The following is a 14,584-nucleotide window of genomic DNA, read 5'->3' on the forward strand; positions in this document are numbered from 1 at the left end:
CCTCGGTCCGGCTACCACTGGAAACAGTGAGTTGCAGGGCGAGTGCGGGCCTATAGCTCAGGCGGTTAGAGCGCTTCCCTGATAAGGAAGAGGTCGGAGGTTCAAGTCCTCCTAGGCCCACGAACGAGTGCGATGGAGGAAGATCTGTGAAGTTCGGTCTCCCCGCGCTCGTGGCGTCGGTAGTTCTCGTCGTCGTTCTTCGCGCAGTGCGCGTGGAGAGTCAGCGATGGCACGAGCTTCCCGATTCCGATCCGGGGCCTTAGCTCAGTTGGTAGAGCGCTGCCTTTGCAAGGCAGATGTCAGGAGTTCGAATCTCCTAGGCTCCACACCGGTCACCACAACACCCTGTCTCGCATCGCGAGGCAGGGTGTTGTCGTTTCCTGTACATGTCACGACGCCGTCGGAGAACGCTTCGTGCACCCATACGCTCCCTATCGTCGATACTCGACGTGTGAACTCCGGACGACGAACCGACGCGACGACCGCTCTGGTCGTCTATCTGGGGCTCACGTCCATTCTTTTCATCGCCGGCGCGGTGCCGTTCTCGGGAACGACGAGCGGAACCCTCGTCATGGTGCTCGCCGGTATCGCCCAGTTGGGCGGAGCCGCTTTCCTGTACTTCGGCCCGCACCCGACCGATACCGGTCGGCTCGGCATCGTGACCGGCGGTGCAGTCGCTGCGCTGTGTGCCATGTTCCTGACCGCCGACGGTGCGGTCGCGTACCTGTTGCTCAGCCAGTCGGCGATGTTCCTGGGAATGCAGCTGGCGGGCTACTGGAGCGAACGCGGCGGTTGGGTGTGGGTGACGGTGCTGACGGTCGGCTCCATGGTGTCGGCGGCTCTGGCGTCGTCGTCCTCGATGCCCGCGGTCGCCTACGTGCTGACGGCGCTGGGAATCGTGGCGGGGGCGGAGTTCTTCGGCTCGCACGCCCGACGCATGCGGCACTCGGCGTCCCGTGACGCGCTGACGGGTCTGCTGAACCGTCAGGGACTCGAGGGGCGGGTGGAGAAGCTTCTCCCCGGATACGCCTCACGGGGGCTGCCTGTCAGCATGGCCGTACTCGATCTGGACAACTTCAAGACCGTCAACGACGTCTACGGTCACATCGCCGGAGACGTGCTTCTCGAGCGCGTGTCCGCCGCCTGGATGGGACAGCTCCGCAAGGGTGACGTCCTGGGCCGACTGGGCGGCGACGAGTTCGTGTTGTTCATGCCGGGGACCGACGAGGCCGAGGCGACCGAGGTACTGGCCAGGCTCCGACGCGCGCACTCAGCGGAATGGAGCGTCGGAATGGTGTGCATGCCGACGGTGCGGAAGTGGTCGGAGATCTACCGCGCGGCGGATGCAGAGTTGTACAAGGCGAAGCGGAGCCGCGGAGTCGAGCGCACCTCACGCCCGGTACCGCGCGCTGTCGTCGAGGACACCGGGGTTACAGCAGATCCTCGCTGAGCTGTCCACAGCCTGTGGATGAATCTGCACGCGTCGGATCGTTCGTGCTGTGCACTGCTCGTCGACGACGACGCGGTGGGAGACGGTATGGGCGTGCTGTGGCATGCGGACGACATGTGGACCCGACACACGACTCTGGTGGCATTCGGGGTGCGGCTGGCCGTAGTGGCGGACAGGGTGCGGTCGATCGGCGGACTGTACGGCTGGGACGGTGAGGCTGCCGACGCGGCGCGGTCCGCCGTCACGGCGCTCGCCGACGATCTGGACGACGCAGTGGCGACGCTGCGGCGGACAGCGGCTGTCGCCGCCCGCGCCGGTGACGATCGAGCGTCACTGTCGCTGTGGGACCCGGACGACCACACGGGTGCCGCGTCGGAACTCGATGCACGCGTCGCACTCGAGTTCGCTCGGGCGCAGGCTGACGGTGTCGGTCCCGCCGAGCCGGCGCCATCGGGTCCAGCGGCGATCCTGGACGCGGTCAACAGGGCCCGTATGGAACGAACACGCGCCGGCCTCGTCGAGGTCGAGAGGAGTCTGGCGGCGGAGGTCGACCGTTCGCTGTTCGGCGGCCTCCTCACCGACGCCGACGCCGGTCTCGAGCAGACACGCGCTCGGCTGGCATCGATCGACGCTCTGACGACCGTGCTCGCACTCCCCGGTCGGCGGTTGGTCCACTTCGAGGAGGGACCCCGTCGCACGGTGGCTGCCGTGTCGATCGGTGACGTCGACGCCGCCGATCGGCTGGCCGTCTTCGTTCCGGGCGCCGGCACCACGGTCGACGGTGACCTCCTGCATCACGATGCCGAGGCTGCGGCCGTCGTCGCTGCGGCCGGCACGATGTCGGGCTCGGTCGTCGCCGGCATTTCGTGGTTGGGATATGAAGCACCGCAATGGAACTCGGAGCTGGTGAATCCGGACAGCAGTGTCGCATCGAGAACACCGGCTACCACGGGTGCTCCCGCGTTGGCGCGCGCGCTCGACGGACTGCACGGCCGTCGGCACGGGAGCGAGGCTCCCGTCGTCACCGTCGTCGCCCACTCCTACGGCACGGTGCTGGCGGCGGAAGCCTTCGGACGAGGTGCCCCGATCGACGACGTCGTACTGATGGGATCACCCGGGTGGCAGGACACGTCGCCGGACATCCCCGCGCCGTACGTGGCCGAGGCGCGGTGGGATCCGGTGGCCGACCTCGGGTGGTTCGGGCCCGATCCGAGCGAACGCAGCGATGCCGTCCTCCTGCCGACGGACGGCACCAGCGGTCATGGCGACTACCTCGTCCCCGGCTCGACGAGTGCACGCGGCATCGCCGCCGTCGTCGCCGGTGTGCCGGGGACCCCGCAGCCGCGACGTATGGACGTCGCGGACCTCGCGCGCCTACTTGTGAGGTTGCTGTGACCGGTCGACGCTGTGGTGGCCGTTGCTGCTCGCAGTGCCGTTGCTCCCCGGGGTGCCCAGGCTGGGCGGCTCCGCTGCCGGCGGCGGGAGCTCGGTGCGTCGGGCCCGCGAGAACGCGACAGCTCCGGCACCCGCGAGAACGAGCAAGCCGACCAGCCCCGCGCGCCGAGCTGCTGCGAAGCGGCGACGGTCCTTCCGAGCGGGAGCGGGCACGGACGGTCGACCGGCGCGTTGCTGGGCGCGTCGGGACCGGAGAATCGAGACGCCCTTCCGGGTGACGACGAATCCTGTTGCTGCGGGCCCCTTCGCCAGCGTCAACGCGGTGTCGCGGGCGATGCCCAGAGCCTTCTTCGCTATTGCCGTGTCAGGTGTAGACGTCATCCGTTCACTGTTCCATATCGACCGAGTGGCACGATGGAAGACGTGACCTCACCTTTACAGACTCAGACCGCGACCCTGCACACGAACCACGGCGACATCGTCATCGCCCTCTTCGGCAACCATGCGCCGAAGACGGTCGAGAACTTCGTCGGCCTCGCCCAGGGAACGAAGGACTACAGCACCAAGAACGCCGCCGGCACGTCCGAGGGCCCGTTCTACGACGGAGCGATCTTCCACCGCGTCATCTCGGGCTTCATGCTGCAGGGTGGAGACCCCACCGGCACCGGCACCGGCGGCCCCGGATACAAGTTCGGTGACGAGTTCCACCCCGAGCTGTCGTTCGACCGCCCGTACCTGCTGGCCATGGCGAATGCCGGTCCCGGCACCAACGGCTCGCAGTTCTTCATCACCGTCGGCCCGACGCCGCACCTCAACCGTCGCCACACCATCTTCGGTGAGGTCATCGACCCCGCGTCGCAGAAGGTCGTCGACCAGATCGGTTCCACCCCCACCGGCCGCGGCGATCGCCCGGTCGAGGACGTCGTCATCGAATCGGTCACCATTGCGTGACCTGAGCACCCGAGCATGACGGGTCCAGGCTGGGGCGGTACTTCGGGACCGCCCCAGCCCACCTGTGTACGCCATCCGGACAGGCCCACGGGCCTGTCGTGCACCCGCTGCGACCGACCGGCGTGCCCCGAATGCCTTCGGCCCGCCTCGGTGGGTCAGCACTGTGTGGACTGTGTGGCGGCTGCCGCGTCGTCGGTCCCACGGGCGCGGACTGTCGCCGGTGGTGTGAGTCGACCGGCCTCCACTCCGGTGGTCACCTACGCGTTGATGGCGCTGAACATCCTGATGTTCGCTCTCACCGCAGCGCAGGCGGGTGGCCTGAGCAATCAGACCAGCGCCCTGTTCCGCGAGTGGGCACTGGTTCCGCTGCTGGTGGCCGACGGAGATCTCGTACGAATTCTCGGCAGCGGCTTCCTGCATTCCGGCATCGTGCATCTCGCGGTCAACATGTTCGCGCTCTACGTCATCGGTCGTGACTGCGAACTCGTTCTCGGCCGCGCGCGATATCTGGCGGTCTACCTCGTCGCCCTCCTCGGCGGCGCTGCTGCCGTCATGTTCCTGTCGAATCCGCTCGTCGCGACCGTCGGTGCCTCGGGCGCTGTCTTCGGCCTGCTCGGCGCGCAGGCCGTGATCCTGGTGCGTCTCCGTCAGAGCCCGATGCCCGTCCTGGTCGTCATCGGCCTGAACGTGGTGCTGAGTATCGCGATCCCCGGTATCTCTCTGTGGGGCCACCTCGGTGGTCTCGCGGCGGGAGCGGCGGCGACCGCGGCGGTGGTCTTCACGACGGGCCCACAGCGGTCCCGCGTGGGCTGGGCGGGAATCGTCGCTCTCGCTCTGATCGCGCTCGCTCTGATCGGTCTGCGCGCAGCGAGTCTGTCCTCCGCGTTCTGACCTCGGTCCGGCCGGTCCCGCGTCAGTCGCGGGACCAGTCGGCCGGCACCCATCCCCTGAGCTCGAGCGTGTCGAATACCGCTCGCGGATCCTCTCCGAGGTCCCACCTGCCGAAGATGAGCAGGCGCTCGTCCTCACCGTCCCGCACGTCCATCTCCAGCATCGGCACTCGGCGTCCGAGTCGCGGGTACGGGACCAGGCGGACCGTGATCACGTCGTCGCGTCGATAGGTACGACGCCCGCGCAGGGTCTTCACCCTCATGACGTCGGCATCGACCGACAACTTCGGCCGCTGGACCGCGGCCAGCAGGGCGAGACTCAGTGCCGCCACGGCGGCGAGCGAGATCAACAGACGGCCCGCGGGATCGCTCGATGTCGCGACTGCCGCAACGCCCAGCGCGACGGCTCCGACACCCAGAGCTGCGACCGCGACACGAGGCGTAGCCCACGCCGCGACCGACCCGTCACCCCCTGTGGATAAGTTATCCACAGAAGTTATCCACAGTGTTAGTGAACGACACGCGTGTAATTCGCGCGCCCGTCGACGCGACGCTCCTGGTCAACGCCACTTCATCGTCAGGACGAGACCGATGATCCAGAAACCGAAGCCGATGAGCAGGTTGTACGCCCCCAGGCTCGCCATCCAGCTGATGTTGTCCTGTGCGAGGTAGTAGACGATGAGATACACCAGACCGAGCACCATGAAACCGAACATGACCGACAGATACAGCGTGCTCGACGGCGCAGCCTTGACCTTGACGGGCGTCCGTGACGCTGGGTCGATGGTGTAATCGGCCTTCTTGCGGACCTTCGACTTGGGCATTGATCTCCTCGAACTCTCCTGCTCGGAATGCGTGTGGGCTGCGAGAACAACGCGCAGTGCCGTGGTCCACGATAACCTGCAGCCGGCCCGGGACAGTGTCGGCATTAGTGTGGTGACATGCGCATCCTCGTCGTCGACAACTACGACAGCTTCGTGTTCAACCTGGTCCAGTACCTCGGACAGCTCGGAACGCGGGCGCAGGTGCTGCGTAACGACGACCCAGCCGTCCTCGACGTGGACGCCGCCGTGAAGGACGTGGACGGGGTGCTGCTGAGCCCGGGACCGGGTACACCCGAGCGCGCCGGCGTCACCATGGACATGGTGCGGGCGTGCGCCCGCACAGGGACTCCGCTCCTCGGAGTGTGCCTCGGGCACCAGGCGATCGGCGCGTCGTTCGGAGGCGTCGTCGAGCGTGCGCCGGAACTGCTGCACGGGAAGACGAGCGTCGTCCACCACTCCGGAGAAGGAGTGCTCGCCGGTCTGCCGGATCCGTTCACCGCCACCCGATACCACTCGCTGACGGTGCGAGAGAACACGATTCCCGACGAGCTCGAGGTGACTGCTCGGACCGACAGCGGCATCGTGATGGCCATGCGGCACCGCGAGCTGCCGATCCACGGCGTGCAGTTCCACCCGGAGTCGGTGATGACCGAGGGTGGTCACCGCATGCTGGCCAACTGGCTCGCAGTCTGCGGTGACGCCCCCGAGGAGTCACTGGTGTCCGACCTCGAGAACGCCGCTCGGGTCTGACGTCCGGGCCTGCTAGATCCCGAACTTCCCGACGCTGACGTTCACGCGGTCCGTCTTCGAGATGGCGGTGCCGGGAGCGACGGCCTGCTGCTGGATCCTGTTCACCTGACTTGTGTCGAGCGTCTGGACGTCGACCTGGTCGATCTCGGCCAACGTTCCCTGCCACCCCGCCGCCCGCAGTGTCTCCACTGCCTGGACCGGTGTCTGACCCGTCAGGCTCGGGATCTGGAACTGGCTGCCGTTGGACACACGGAGCACCACGGTGCTGCCGTCGGCCGCGCTGCTGCCACCTGCGGGACTGGTCGAGACTACCTGTCCCTCGGGTAGTGCCGAGTCCACGTTCTGACGATCGACGATGAAGCCGGCACCTGCGACGTTGGGCTGTGCGACCTCGATGTTCTGCCCGGTGACGTCCGGGACGCGGATCTGACGCGGTCCCGACCCGAGGGTGATGCGCACTGCGCCACCCTCGGCCATGGACGAGCCGCGGGCCGGTTCCTGGCCGATCACCTTGTCGACGTCGGTGCGGGCGGATGCACCTCGGCCGATCGCGGGATCGAGGGTCAGCCCGGCCTGCTCGAGGGCCTGACGAGCCGCGTCCTGCGTCAAGCCGGTCAGTTGGGGTACCTGGATCTGCTCCGGACCCGTGGACACCTCCAGCACCAACGTGCTGTTCTCGTCGACGGTGGTTCCCGACACGGGCCGGGTGCCTATCACGGCGCCTTCGGGAACCGTGGCGTCCGAACGTTGCTGCACGTCGACGCGGAATCCCGCGTTCTCGAGAGTCGTCCTGGCGATGTCGGCGGTCTGGGCCGTCACGTCGGGAACGGTCACGGATCGCGCGGGCGCGCCCGGTCCGAGATTCCACAGGAAAAGACCGACGACCCCGACGACGACGATGGCAGCGACGGCCATCAGTGCGACACGGACGCCCTTGCGTTTCGGTTCGACGTCGTCGTCGTTGTCGGCATGGGCGTGGCGAGCAATCTTGCGCGACTCGCCGTTGTTCTCGGTGGCGGTCGACGTCGCCGACGCTCGGGGCGCATCCATCGACCCCAGAATGGACGTGCGGTCCTCGTCGTTCATGACCATGGGCGCCACCGGGCGCTGGCCACCGAGTACCCGGATGAGATCCGATCTCATGTCCGCGGCGCTCTGGTAGCGGTTGGCCGGGTTCTTGGCCATGGCCTTGAGGATGATCGAGTCCAGTTCCCGGGGGATGTCCGCGTTGACCGACGACGGGAGCCGGGGATCCTCGCGAACGTGCTGGTAGGCCACCGCGACGGGCGAGTCGCCCGTGAACGGAGGCTCACCGGTGAGAATCTCGAACAACACGCATCCGAGTGAGTAGACGTCGGACCGGGCGTCGACCTGCTCGCCGCGAGCCTGTTCGGGCGAGAGGTACTGAGCGGTCCCGATCACGGCCGCGGTCTGGGTCATCGGGCTCGAGCTGTCGGCGATCGCGCGTGCGATACCGAAGTCCATGACCTTGACCGCGCCGGCCCGGTTGATCATCGCGTTGGCCGGCTTGACGTCGCGGTGCACGATGCCGTTGCGGTGGCTGAAGTCCAGTGCTGCGCAGACGTCGGCGATGACTTCCATGGCACGCTTCGGCGCCATCGGGCCTTCCGCACGGACGATGTCGCGCAGCGTGTCACCGTCGACGTATTCCATGACGATGTACGGCAGCGGTCCCGTGTCAGTCTCTGCCTCGCCCGTGTCGTACACGGCGACGATGGCCGGATGGTTCAACGCGGCAGCGTTCTGCGCCTCCCGTCGGAAGCGGAGGTAGAACGTGGGATCGCGCGCCAGATCCTGCCGCAGGACTTTGATCGCGACGTCCCTGTCGAGCCGGACGTCCTTGGCCAGATGGACCTCGGACATGCCGCCGAACCCGAGGATCTCACCCAGCTCGTACCGGGACGAGAGCTGGCGTGGAGTGTTCATCGCTGCCCTCCCGGTGCGTAGTTGAACGGATTGCCGTCGTTCCCGTTGCCGTTGCCGTTGCCGTTACCGAGGCCGGGAATGTTGAACAACCCACCGCTGGTGGTTGTCGTCGTCGTCGGCTCCGTGGTCGTCGGTTCCGTCGTGGTGGTGGTCGGCTCGGTGGTGGTCGTGGTGGTCGTCGTCGTGGTGGTGGTCGTGGTCGGTTCCGTCGTGGTGGTCGTCGGACGGGTCGTCGTCGTGGTCGGTTCCGTCGTGGGCGCGGCGGTGCTGGTCGTCGTGACCACCGGTGTCGAACCGTTGCTCTCGGTGAAGACGAACAGCCCGAACGCCACGACGGCCGCCAGGAGGAGGAGACCGCCGGCCGCCCATGCCAACGCCTTCTGACCGGGCGACATGCCGGACTCCGGCTCGGGTTCCGGTCGGCGTGGAGCTGCAGCGGCGGCGGCGTATCCCGTCGCCGGTGCCGTCATCATCCGGGTGTTCGGATTCGCGCCCGTCATGGGAGCCATGACCCGGGACGTCCCCGATGCGGTTCCCGGCTGGGGAGGACGACGTCCCGCCCGCACGGCAGCGACAGCGTCCGCGAACTCGCCGCCGTTCTCGTACCGGGACGCCGGATCCTTCGTCATCGTGATCTCGATGAGTTCGCGGACCGGCGCCGGCAGATCCGCGGGAAGGGGCGGAGCCGCGTCGCGGACATGCTTCATCGCGACCGTCAAGGCGCCGTCGCCCACGAAAGGCCGTGTGCCACTGATCGCTTCGTAGCCGACCACACCGAGCGAGTACACGTCCGAGGCCGACGTCGCGTCCTGTCCCAACGCCTGTTCGGGTGCGATGTACTGCGCGGTGCCCATGACCATGCCCGTCCGTGTCACGGGCGACGCGTCGACTGCCTTGGCGATACCGAAGTCGGTGATCTTCACCGTGCCGTCGGGCGTGATCATGATGTTGCCGGGCTTGACGTCGCGGTGCACGATGCCGGCGCGGTGCGCGGCCTGCAGCGAGCGGCCGGTCTGCTCGAGCATGTCCAACGCATGCACCAGCGGCAACCGGCCCATACGGGTGAGCACCGTGTTCAGGGGTTCACCGATGACCAGTTCCATGACCAGGTAGGCCAGCGACTGCCCGTTGGCGTCCTGCACCTCGCCGTAGTCGTAGATGTTCGCGATGCCCGGATGGTTCAGCAACGCCGTCGTGCGCGCTTCCACGCGGAACCGCTCGACGAATTCCGGGTCGTTCGAGAACTCGGGCTTGAGAATCTTGACGGCGACGCGGCGATCGAGCCGGTTGTCGGTCGCTTCCCAGACCTGTCCCATCCCGCCCGTCGCGATCAGACGCAACAGTCGGTAGCGATCGGCCACCAGTGCGCCGTTACCCAGGCCTCCACTCATGCGGGGCTCACCTCCCCTGCAATCCGGCGCCGAGCACAGCTCTCGCCACTGGTGCGGCGACCGATCCGCCCGTCGCGGCGAGCGCACGGTCGCCACCGTTCTCGACGATGACCGCGATGGCGATCTTCGGGTCCTCGGCCGGGGCGAAGGCGATGTACCACGCATGGGGAGGGGTGTTGCGAGGATCGCTTCCGTGCTCCGCGGTACCGGTCTTGGACGCGATCTGAACGCCCGCGATCTTGCCCTGTCCACCGGAATTGTTCTCCGAACCCACCATCAGATCGGTGAGCGTGGAGGCCACCTCCGGCGAGACGGCCTGTCCGAGGGACGTCGGCTCCGTGGTGTCGAGCGTCGACAGGTCGGGGGCCTGCAACTGAGCGACCATGTGGGGTGCCATCCGCACTCCACCGTTCGCGATGGTGGCCGCGATCTCCGCATTCTGCAGCGGTGTCAGGGCGACGTCGCGCTGGCCGATGCTGCTCTGGCCGAGGGCCGCGTCGTCGGCGATCTCGCCGACCGTGCTGTCGGCCACCGGGATCGGCACCGACTGGTTCGTCTCGCCGATGCCGAACGCCGACGCCGCATCCTTGACGCCCTGGCTGCCGGTGTCGATGCCGAGCTCGACGAAGGCGGTGTTGCAGGAGCGCGCGAACGCCTCGCGCAGTGACGCCGTCGCGCCGCCACCGCACGTGGAGCCGTTGTAGTTCTCGAGCGTCGTGGACGTGTCGGGCAGGGTGATGGTCGGTGCCGCGGTGAGCTGCGTGTCGGGCGTCGACCCGGCGGCCAGTGCCGCTGCCGTCACGACCACCTTGAACGTCGATCCGGGCGGATAGGTCTGCGAGACAGCACGATTGACCAGTGGCTCACCGGGATCGTTCGCGAGCCGCTCCCATGCCTGCGTGGACTGCTCACCGTCGTGCGAGGCCAGTTCGTTGGGGTCGTAGCTGGGCGTGCTGACCATCGTCAGGATCTTGCCGGTGGACGGCTCGATGGCCACGACCGAACCGGTGTACCCCTTCGAGGTGAGTTGGTCGTACGCGACCTGCTGCATCACCGGGTCGATGGTGGTGACGACGTTGCCACCGCGCGGATCGCGGCCCGAGAGAAGGTCGAAGAACCGCTTGCCGAACAACCGGTTGTCGGATCCGTTGAGGACGGCATCCTCGGATCGTTCGAGGCCGGCGCTGGAGTACAGCATCGAGTAGAACCCGGTGACAGGCGCGTTCGCCGCCGGGCTCGCGGGCGCAGCCGGATTCGACGGGTACGTCCGCAGGTACTTGTACCGGTCCTCGGTCGCGACGGACGAGGCCAACACCTGGCCACCGCTCGAGATCTGTCCGCGCTGACGTGCGTACTCGTCGAGCAGGACACGCGAGTTGCGGGGGTCCGTGCGGAGGTCGTCGGCCTTGATGACCTGGACGTAGGTGGCGTTGGCGAGCAGGACCACGATCATGGCCATGACGCCGATGGCCACGCGGCGAAGGGGAGTGTTCACGGGCGCTTCACCACCTCGGTCATCGCGTCACCGATCGGCGCGGCGGGCGAGCGCTTCTGCGGCACGACAGGTGCGCGGGCGGCATCGGAGATCTTGATGAGCAACGCGACCAGGGCGTAGTTCGCGAGCAGGGAAGAGCCTCCGTAGGACATGAACGGTGTCGTGAGACCGGTAAGGGGAATGAGCTTGGTGACGCCGCCGACCACGACGAACAGCTGGACGGCGATGGTGACGGACAGGCCGGCGGCGAGGAGCTTGCCGAAGCTGTCGCGCACCGCGAGCGCCGTCCGGAGCCCACGCAGCACGAACATCATGTAGAGCATCAGCACTGCTGCCAGGCCGATGAGCCCGAGCTCCTCACCCACGGTGGCGATGATGAAGTCGGTGCTCGCGAACGGCACCTGCGACGGACGGCCGCTGCCGAGGCCCGTGCCGCCCATCCCGCCGGTCGCGAGGCCGAAGAGAGACTGTGAGATCTGGTACCCGGTGTCGTTGTAGTCGGCGAAGGGGTCGAGCCAGGTGTCGGTACGAATCTTCACGTGCCCGAAGAGCTGGTACGCGAGAAGGAATCCCAGGAGCAGCAGGGCGACCCCGATGACGATCCAGCCGACACGCTCGGTGGCGACGTAGATCATCACCAGCACGGTGCAGTAGATCAGCAGCGACGTGCCGAGGTCCTTCTCGAACACCAGGACGCCGATCGAGACGATCCACGCCACGACGATCGGTCCCAGGTCGCGTGCTCGCGGGAAATCCATGCCCAGCACGTGCTTGCCCGCCGTGGTGAACAGCTCACGCTTGGCCACCAGGACCGACGCGAAGAAGATCAGCAGCAGGATCTTGGAGAACTCACCGGGCTGGATGCTGAAGCCCGGCAGTCGGATCCAGATCTTCGATCCGTTGACCTCGGACAGTGACGACGGAAGGATCGCCGGGAGCGCGAGGAACACCAGTCCGCCCAGACCCAGGGTGTAGCCGTAGCGCGCCAACGTCCGGTAATCGCGGATCAGCACCAACACGGCGACGAAGCCGGCGATGGCGAGCGCGGTCCAGAGAACCTGCTGGTTGGCGTCGGGCGACGGTTCCGTGTCACCGAGATAGGTGGCGGACTGTTGCGCGGCCAGATCGAGGCGGTGGATCAGCACCAGCCCGAGACCGTTCAGCAGCGCCACCAGCGGCAGCAGAAGGGGATCGGCGTGCGTGGCGAAGCGGCGAACCGCGGCATGCGCGACGGCGAACATGGCGAGGTATGCCACTCCGTACTTCGCCAGGTCCCACGTGATGGTCTGTTCCTGGCTCGCCTCGACGAGCACCAGCGACACGGTGGTGATGAGCGCCGCGGCCCCCAGGAGGGCTGCTTCGACGCCACGCTTGGTGGACTGCGGGGGTGCCGGAGCGAATCCGCCCGGAGGACTGGGGAACGACGCCGAAGACTGGTTCGGGGCGGACATCAACTGCCCGTCCTGCAGGTCTGACCTGCCACGAGTGTCGGCGTCGGCGTCGGAGTCGGCTCGGGTGTCGTCGTCACGGGCGGCGCCGCCGGGTCGGCGGGAGGCGGTACAGGTGCTGCCTCGGTCGGCGGAACGGCCGTGGTGGTGGTCGGAGGAGCCGTCGTCGCGGTGGCCGGCTTCTCGCACAGCGGCAGCAGGTCACCGGCTACGAGCCGGTTCACCTGCGAGCGTGCGTCGTCGAGAGTGCCGGACGGCAGTCCCGAACGCACCTGTTCGCGGGCGGACGGCTGCAGGTCGTCGACACCGAGGACGCGGCACTGCGCGTCGGCGGGGGATCGCAGATCGATCGTGGCGGGGTCCGACGTCTCACGGACGCACCCGACCAGATCCACTTCCTGCAGGGAGAAGCCGAGTACCGATCCGGGGACTCCCCGCATCACCACGACGCGTCCGTCGTCGGAACCGACGTAGTAATTGCGCTGCAGGAGCTGCCATCCGACGATCGAACCGACGACCAGCAGGGCGACCACGGCAAGACCGGTCAGGGACCAGCGGAGCTTGTGCGACTTCTTCTCCGGAGCCGGCGGCGGCGGAGTGACCACCCTCTTGGGCGCGGTCCGGGGAGGGCGCATCGCGGCTGCGCGTCCGGCTGCGGTGTTCGGTGGGGGCGAGTCCTCCTCGTCGTCCATCGATGCGGCGCCGGCGAGAATCGGATGGGACTGGCCGTAGTCGAGATCGATGACGTCGGCCACCACCACGGTCACGTTGTCGGGGCCACCGCTGCGCAGCGCCAGTTCGATCAGGCGGTCGGCGCACTGGTCGTTCTCGCCCTCGCGCATGGTGTCCGCGATGGTCTCGCTACTGACGACGTCGGACAATCCGTCCGAACAGAGCAGATAACGATCCCCCGCCCGAGCCTCACGCACGGTCAGAGTGGGTTCGATCTCGTTGCCGGTGAGAGCCCGCATGATCAGCGACCGTTGCGGGTGCGAGTGCGCCTGCTCGGCGGTGATCCGCCCCTCGTCGACCAACGACTGGACGAACGTGTCGTCGCGGGTGATCTGCGTCAGTTCGTCGTCCCGGAGCAGATACGCCCGGGAGTCGCCGATGTGAACGAGCCCGATCTTCCTGCCGCCGAACAGGATCGCCGTCAACGTGGTGCCCATGCCGTCGAGTTCGGGGTCGTCCTCGACCTGTTCCGCGATGGTGGCGTTGCCTTCACGGGTGGCTCGCTCGAGCTTGCCCAGGAGATCGTCGCCCGGCTCGTCGTCGTCGAGATGGGCGAGCGCGGCGATCATCAGCTGCGACGCCACTTCTCCGGCGGCGTGGCCACCCATGCCGTCGGCGAGAGCGAGGAGGCGTGCGCCCGCGTAGACGGAGTCCTCGTTGTTGGATCGCACGAGACCGCGATCGCTGCGCGCGGCGTAGCGGAGAACCAAGGTCACGGGCGCAACTCGATCACGGTCTTGCCGACGCGTACAGGCGTTCCCAGGGGAACGCGAACCGCCGTCGTCACCTTGGCGCGGTCGAGGTAGGTGCCGTTCGTCGAGCCGAGATCCTCGACGTACCAGTCACCTCCGCGAGGTGACAGACGCGCGTGGCGTGTGGAGGCGTAGTCGTCGGTGAGGACGAGAGTCGAGTCGTCCGCGCGGCCCATGAGGACCGGCTGCGACCCCAGCGTGATGCGTGTCCCGGCGAGCGACCCGTGGGTCACCACCAGGTATTTAGCGACCTTCTGCTTCCGGCCCTGCAGAGAGACCGGTGACTTGCGTGACCGAGGTGCGACACGAAGACCGGACGCCGCGTAGATATCGGAACGCAGAGTGCGCAGCACTGCCCAGACGAACAACCACAGGATCAGGAGGAAACCAGCTCGCGTGAGCTGCAAGATCAATCCCTGCACAGCGTGTCACCTCCTCGTTCCTCGACAGCTCGGACACCACACGCATGAGGATGCGCGCACGGGGACTCCCCGTCTCGGAGCATCATAAGGGCAGGGACCGACTGCCCCGTGTCGGCCGCCGCGCGACGGCCGCCCTT

At 67.4% G+C, this 14,584-nt stretch carries 14 protein-coding genes and 2 tRNA genes; 7 read left to right on the forward strand and 9 right to left on the reverse strand.

Annotated elements, in window-relative coordinates; all coding sequences use genetic code 11:
• Positions 1 to 46 precede the first annotated feature (46 nt).
• From RU01_RS05320 to RU01_RS22035, 4 genes are all read left to right on the forward strand, one after another.
• Positions 47 to 120, forward strand: a tRNA-Ile gene (locus RU01_RS05320).
• A gap of 133 nt (positions 121 to 253) precedes the next feature.
• Positions 254 to 326 (forward strand) — tRNA-Ala (locus tag RU01_RS05325).
• Between the two features lie 125 nt (positions 327 to 451).
• Positions 452 to 1,450, forward strand: a complete 999-nt coding sequence (locus tag RU01_RS05330) for a GGDEF domain-containing protein (protein WP_042573478.1) — start codon at positions 452 to 454, stop codon at positions 1,448 to 1,450.
• Between the two features lie 18 nt (positions 1,451 to 1,468).
• Entirely contained in the window at positions 1,469 to 2,845 is a 1,377-nt protein-coding gene (locus tag RU01_RS22035) for an alpha/beta hydrolase (RefSeq protein WP_052493129.1), read from the forward strand.
• Here RU01_RS22035 and RU01_RS05340 read toward each other — a convergent pair.
• On the reverse strand, positions 2,825 to 3,226 hold the full coding sequence (locus RU01_RS05340) for a hypothetical protein (protein ID WP_042573479.1): 402 nt from the start codon (positions 3,224 to 3,226) through the stop codon (positions 2,825 to 2,827). The genes RU01_RS22035 and RU01_RS05340 overlap by 21 nt on opposite strands.
• A 33-nt stretch (positions 3,227 to 3,259) precedes the next feature.
• On the opposite strand from RU01_RS05340, the gene RU01_RS05345 reads away from it, so the two are divergent.
• Together RU01_RS05345 and RU01_RS05350 are read left to right on the forward strand one after the other, a co-directional pair.
• Entirely contained in the window at positions 3,260 to 3,796 is a 537-nt protein-coding gene (locus RU01_RS05345) for a peptidylprolyl isomerase (protein WP_082042908.1), read from the forward strand.
• Between the two features lie 15 nt (positions 3,797 to 3,811).
• The gene (locus RU01_RS05350) at positions 3,812 to 4,687 is read left to right on the forward strand and encodes a rhomboid family intramembrane serine protease (protein WP_042573480.1); all 876 of its coding nucleotides are present in this window, start codon (positions 3,812 to 3,814) and stop codon (positions 4,685 to 4,687) included.
• Positions 4,688 to 4,709: 22 nt separating this feature from the next.
• Here the strand turns inward: RU01_RS05350 and RU01_RS05355 are convergent, their stop codons facing one another.
• Together RU01_RS05355 and crgA are read right to left on the reverse strand one after the other, a co-directional pair.
• On the reverse strand, positions 4,710 to 5,177 hold the full coding sequence (locus tag RU01_RS05355) for a PH domain-containing protein (protein WP_042573481.1): 468 nt from the start codon (positions 5,175 to 5,177) through the stop codon (positions 4,710 to 4,712).
• Positions 5,178 to 5,246: 69 nt separating this feature from the next.
• Positions 5,247 to 5,510 carry a cell division protein CrgA gene (gene crgA, locus RU01_RS05360; protein WP_042573482.1) on the reverse strand — a complete coding sequence of 88 codons (264 nt, stop codon included), beginning with the start codon at positions 5,508 to 5,510 and terminating at the stop codon, positions 5,247 to 5,249.
• 117 nt (positions 5,511 to 5,627) lie between these two features.
• Between crgA and RU01_RS05365 the strand changes: the two genes are divergently transcribed.
• Positions 5,628 to 6,260, forward strand: coding sequence for an aminodeoxychorismate/anthranilate synthase component II (locus tag RU01_RS05365; protein ID WP_042573483.1), 633 nt, complete (start codon positions 5,628 to 5,630; stop codon positions 6,258 to 6,260).
• A gap of 12 nt (positions 6,261 to 6,272) precedes the next feature.
• Here the strand turns inward: RU01_RS05365 and pknB are convergent, their stop codons facing one another.
• Genes pknB through RU01_RS05395 form a run of 6 tightly spaced genes read right to left on the reverse strand, consistent with a single transcriptional unit; the run spans position 6,273 to position 14,447 of the window.
• The gene (pknB, locus tag RU01_RS05370) at positions 6,273 to 8,207 is read right to left on the reverse strand and encodes a Stk1 family PASTA domain-containing Ser/Thr kinase (RefSeq protein WP_042573484.1); all 1,935 of its coding nucleotides are present in this window, start codon (positions 8,205 to 8,207) and stop codon (positions 6,273 to 6,275) included.
• The gene (locus RU01_RS05375; RefSeq protein ID WP_082042910.1) at positions 8,204 to 9,598 is read right to left on the reverse strand and encodes a serine/threonine-protein kinase; all 1,395 of its coding nucleotides are present in this window, start codon (positions 9,596 to 9,598) and stop codon (positions 8,204 to 8,206) included. Before RU01_RS05375 ends, pknB begins: the two co-directional genes overlap by 4 nt.
• A 7-nt stretch (positions 9,599 to 9,605) precedes the next feature.
• Entirely contained in the window at positions 9,606 to 11,093 is a 1,488-nt protein-coding gene (locus RU01_RS05380) for a penicillin-binding transpeptidase domain-containing protein (RefSeq protein ID WP_042573485.1), read from the reverse strand.
• Entirely contained in the window at positions 11,090 to 12,544 is a 1,455-nt protein-coding gene (locus tag RU01_RS05385) for an FtsW/RodA/SpoVE family cell cycle protein (protein WP_042573486.1), read from the reverse strand. The genes RU01_RS05380 and RU01_RS05385 overlap by 4 nt, the downstream gene beginning before the upstream one ends.
• Positions 12,544 to 13,989, reverse strand: coding sequence for a PP2C family protein-serine/threonine phosphatase (locus tag RU01_RS05390; protein WP_042573487.1), 1,446 nt, complete (start codon positions 13,987 to 13,989; stop codon positions 12,544 to 12,546). The genes RU01_RS05385 and RU01_RS05390 overlap by 1 nt, the downstream gene beginning before the upstream one ends.
• Positions 13,986 to 14,447 carry an FHA domain-containing protein FhaB/FipA gene (locus RU01_RS05395; protein WP_042573488.1) on the reverse strand — a complete coding sequence of 154 codons (462 nt, stop codon included), beginning with the start codon at positions 14,445 to 14,447 and terminating at the stop codon, positions 13,986 to 13,988. The genes RU01_RS05390 and RU01_RS05395 overlap by 4 nt, the downstream gene beginning before the upstream one ends.
• Positions 14,448 to 14,584 lie beyond the last annotated feature (137 nt).

The organism is Rhodococcus sp. MEB064, assembly GCF_000834565.1.
Lineage (GTDB): Bacteria > Actinomycetota > Actinomycetes > Mycobacteriales > Mycobacteriaceae > Rhodococcoides.

Bases quoted from the DNA above. Each gene is read 5' to 3' on its own strand.
- RU01_RS22035 (WP_052493129.1), top strand. From the start codon at position 1,469: ATGAATCTGCACGCGTCGGATCGTTCGTGCTGTGCACTGCTCGTCGAC.
- RU01_RS05340 (WP_042573479.1), bottom strand. From the start codon at position 3,226: ATGACGTCTACACCTGACACGGCAATAGCGAAGAAGGCTCTGGGCATC.
- RU01_RS05345 (WP_082042908.1), top strand. From the start codon at position 3,260: ATGGAAGACGTGACCTCACCTTTACAGACTCAGACCGCGACCCTGCAC.
- RU01_RS05350 (WP_042573480.1), top strand. From the start codon at position 3,812: ATGACGGGTCCAGGCTGGGGCGGTACTTCGGGACCGCCCCAGCCCACC.
- crgA (WP_042573482.1), bottom strand. From the start codon at position 5,510: ATGCCCAAGTCGAAGGTCCGCAAGAAGGCCGATTACACCATCGACCCA.
- RU01_RS05365 (WP_042573483.1), top strand. From the start codon at position 5,628: ATGCGCATCCTCGTCGTCGACAACTACGACAGCTTCGTGTTCAACCTG.
- pknB (WP_042573484.1), bottom strand. From the start codon at position 8,207: ATGAACACTCCACGCCAGCTCTCGTCCCGGTACGAGCTGGGTGAGATC.
- RU01_RS05375 (WP_082042910.1), bottom strand. From the start codon at position 9,598: ATGAGTGGAGGCCTGGGTAACGGCGCACTGGTGGCCGATCGCTACCGA.
- RU01_RS05385 (WP_042573486.1), bottom strand. From the start codon at position 12,544: ATGTCCGCCCCGAACCAGTCTTCGGCGTCGTTCCCCAGTCCTCCGGGC.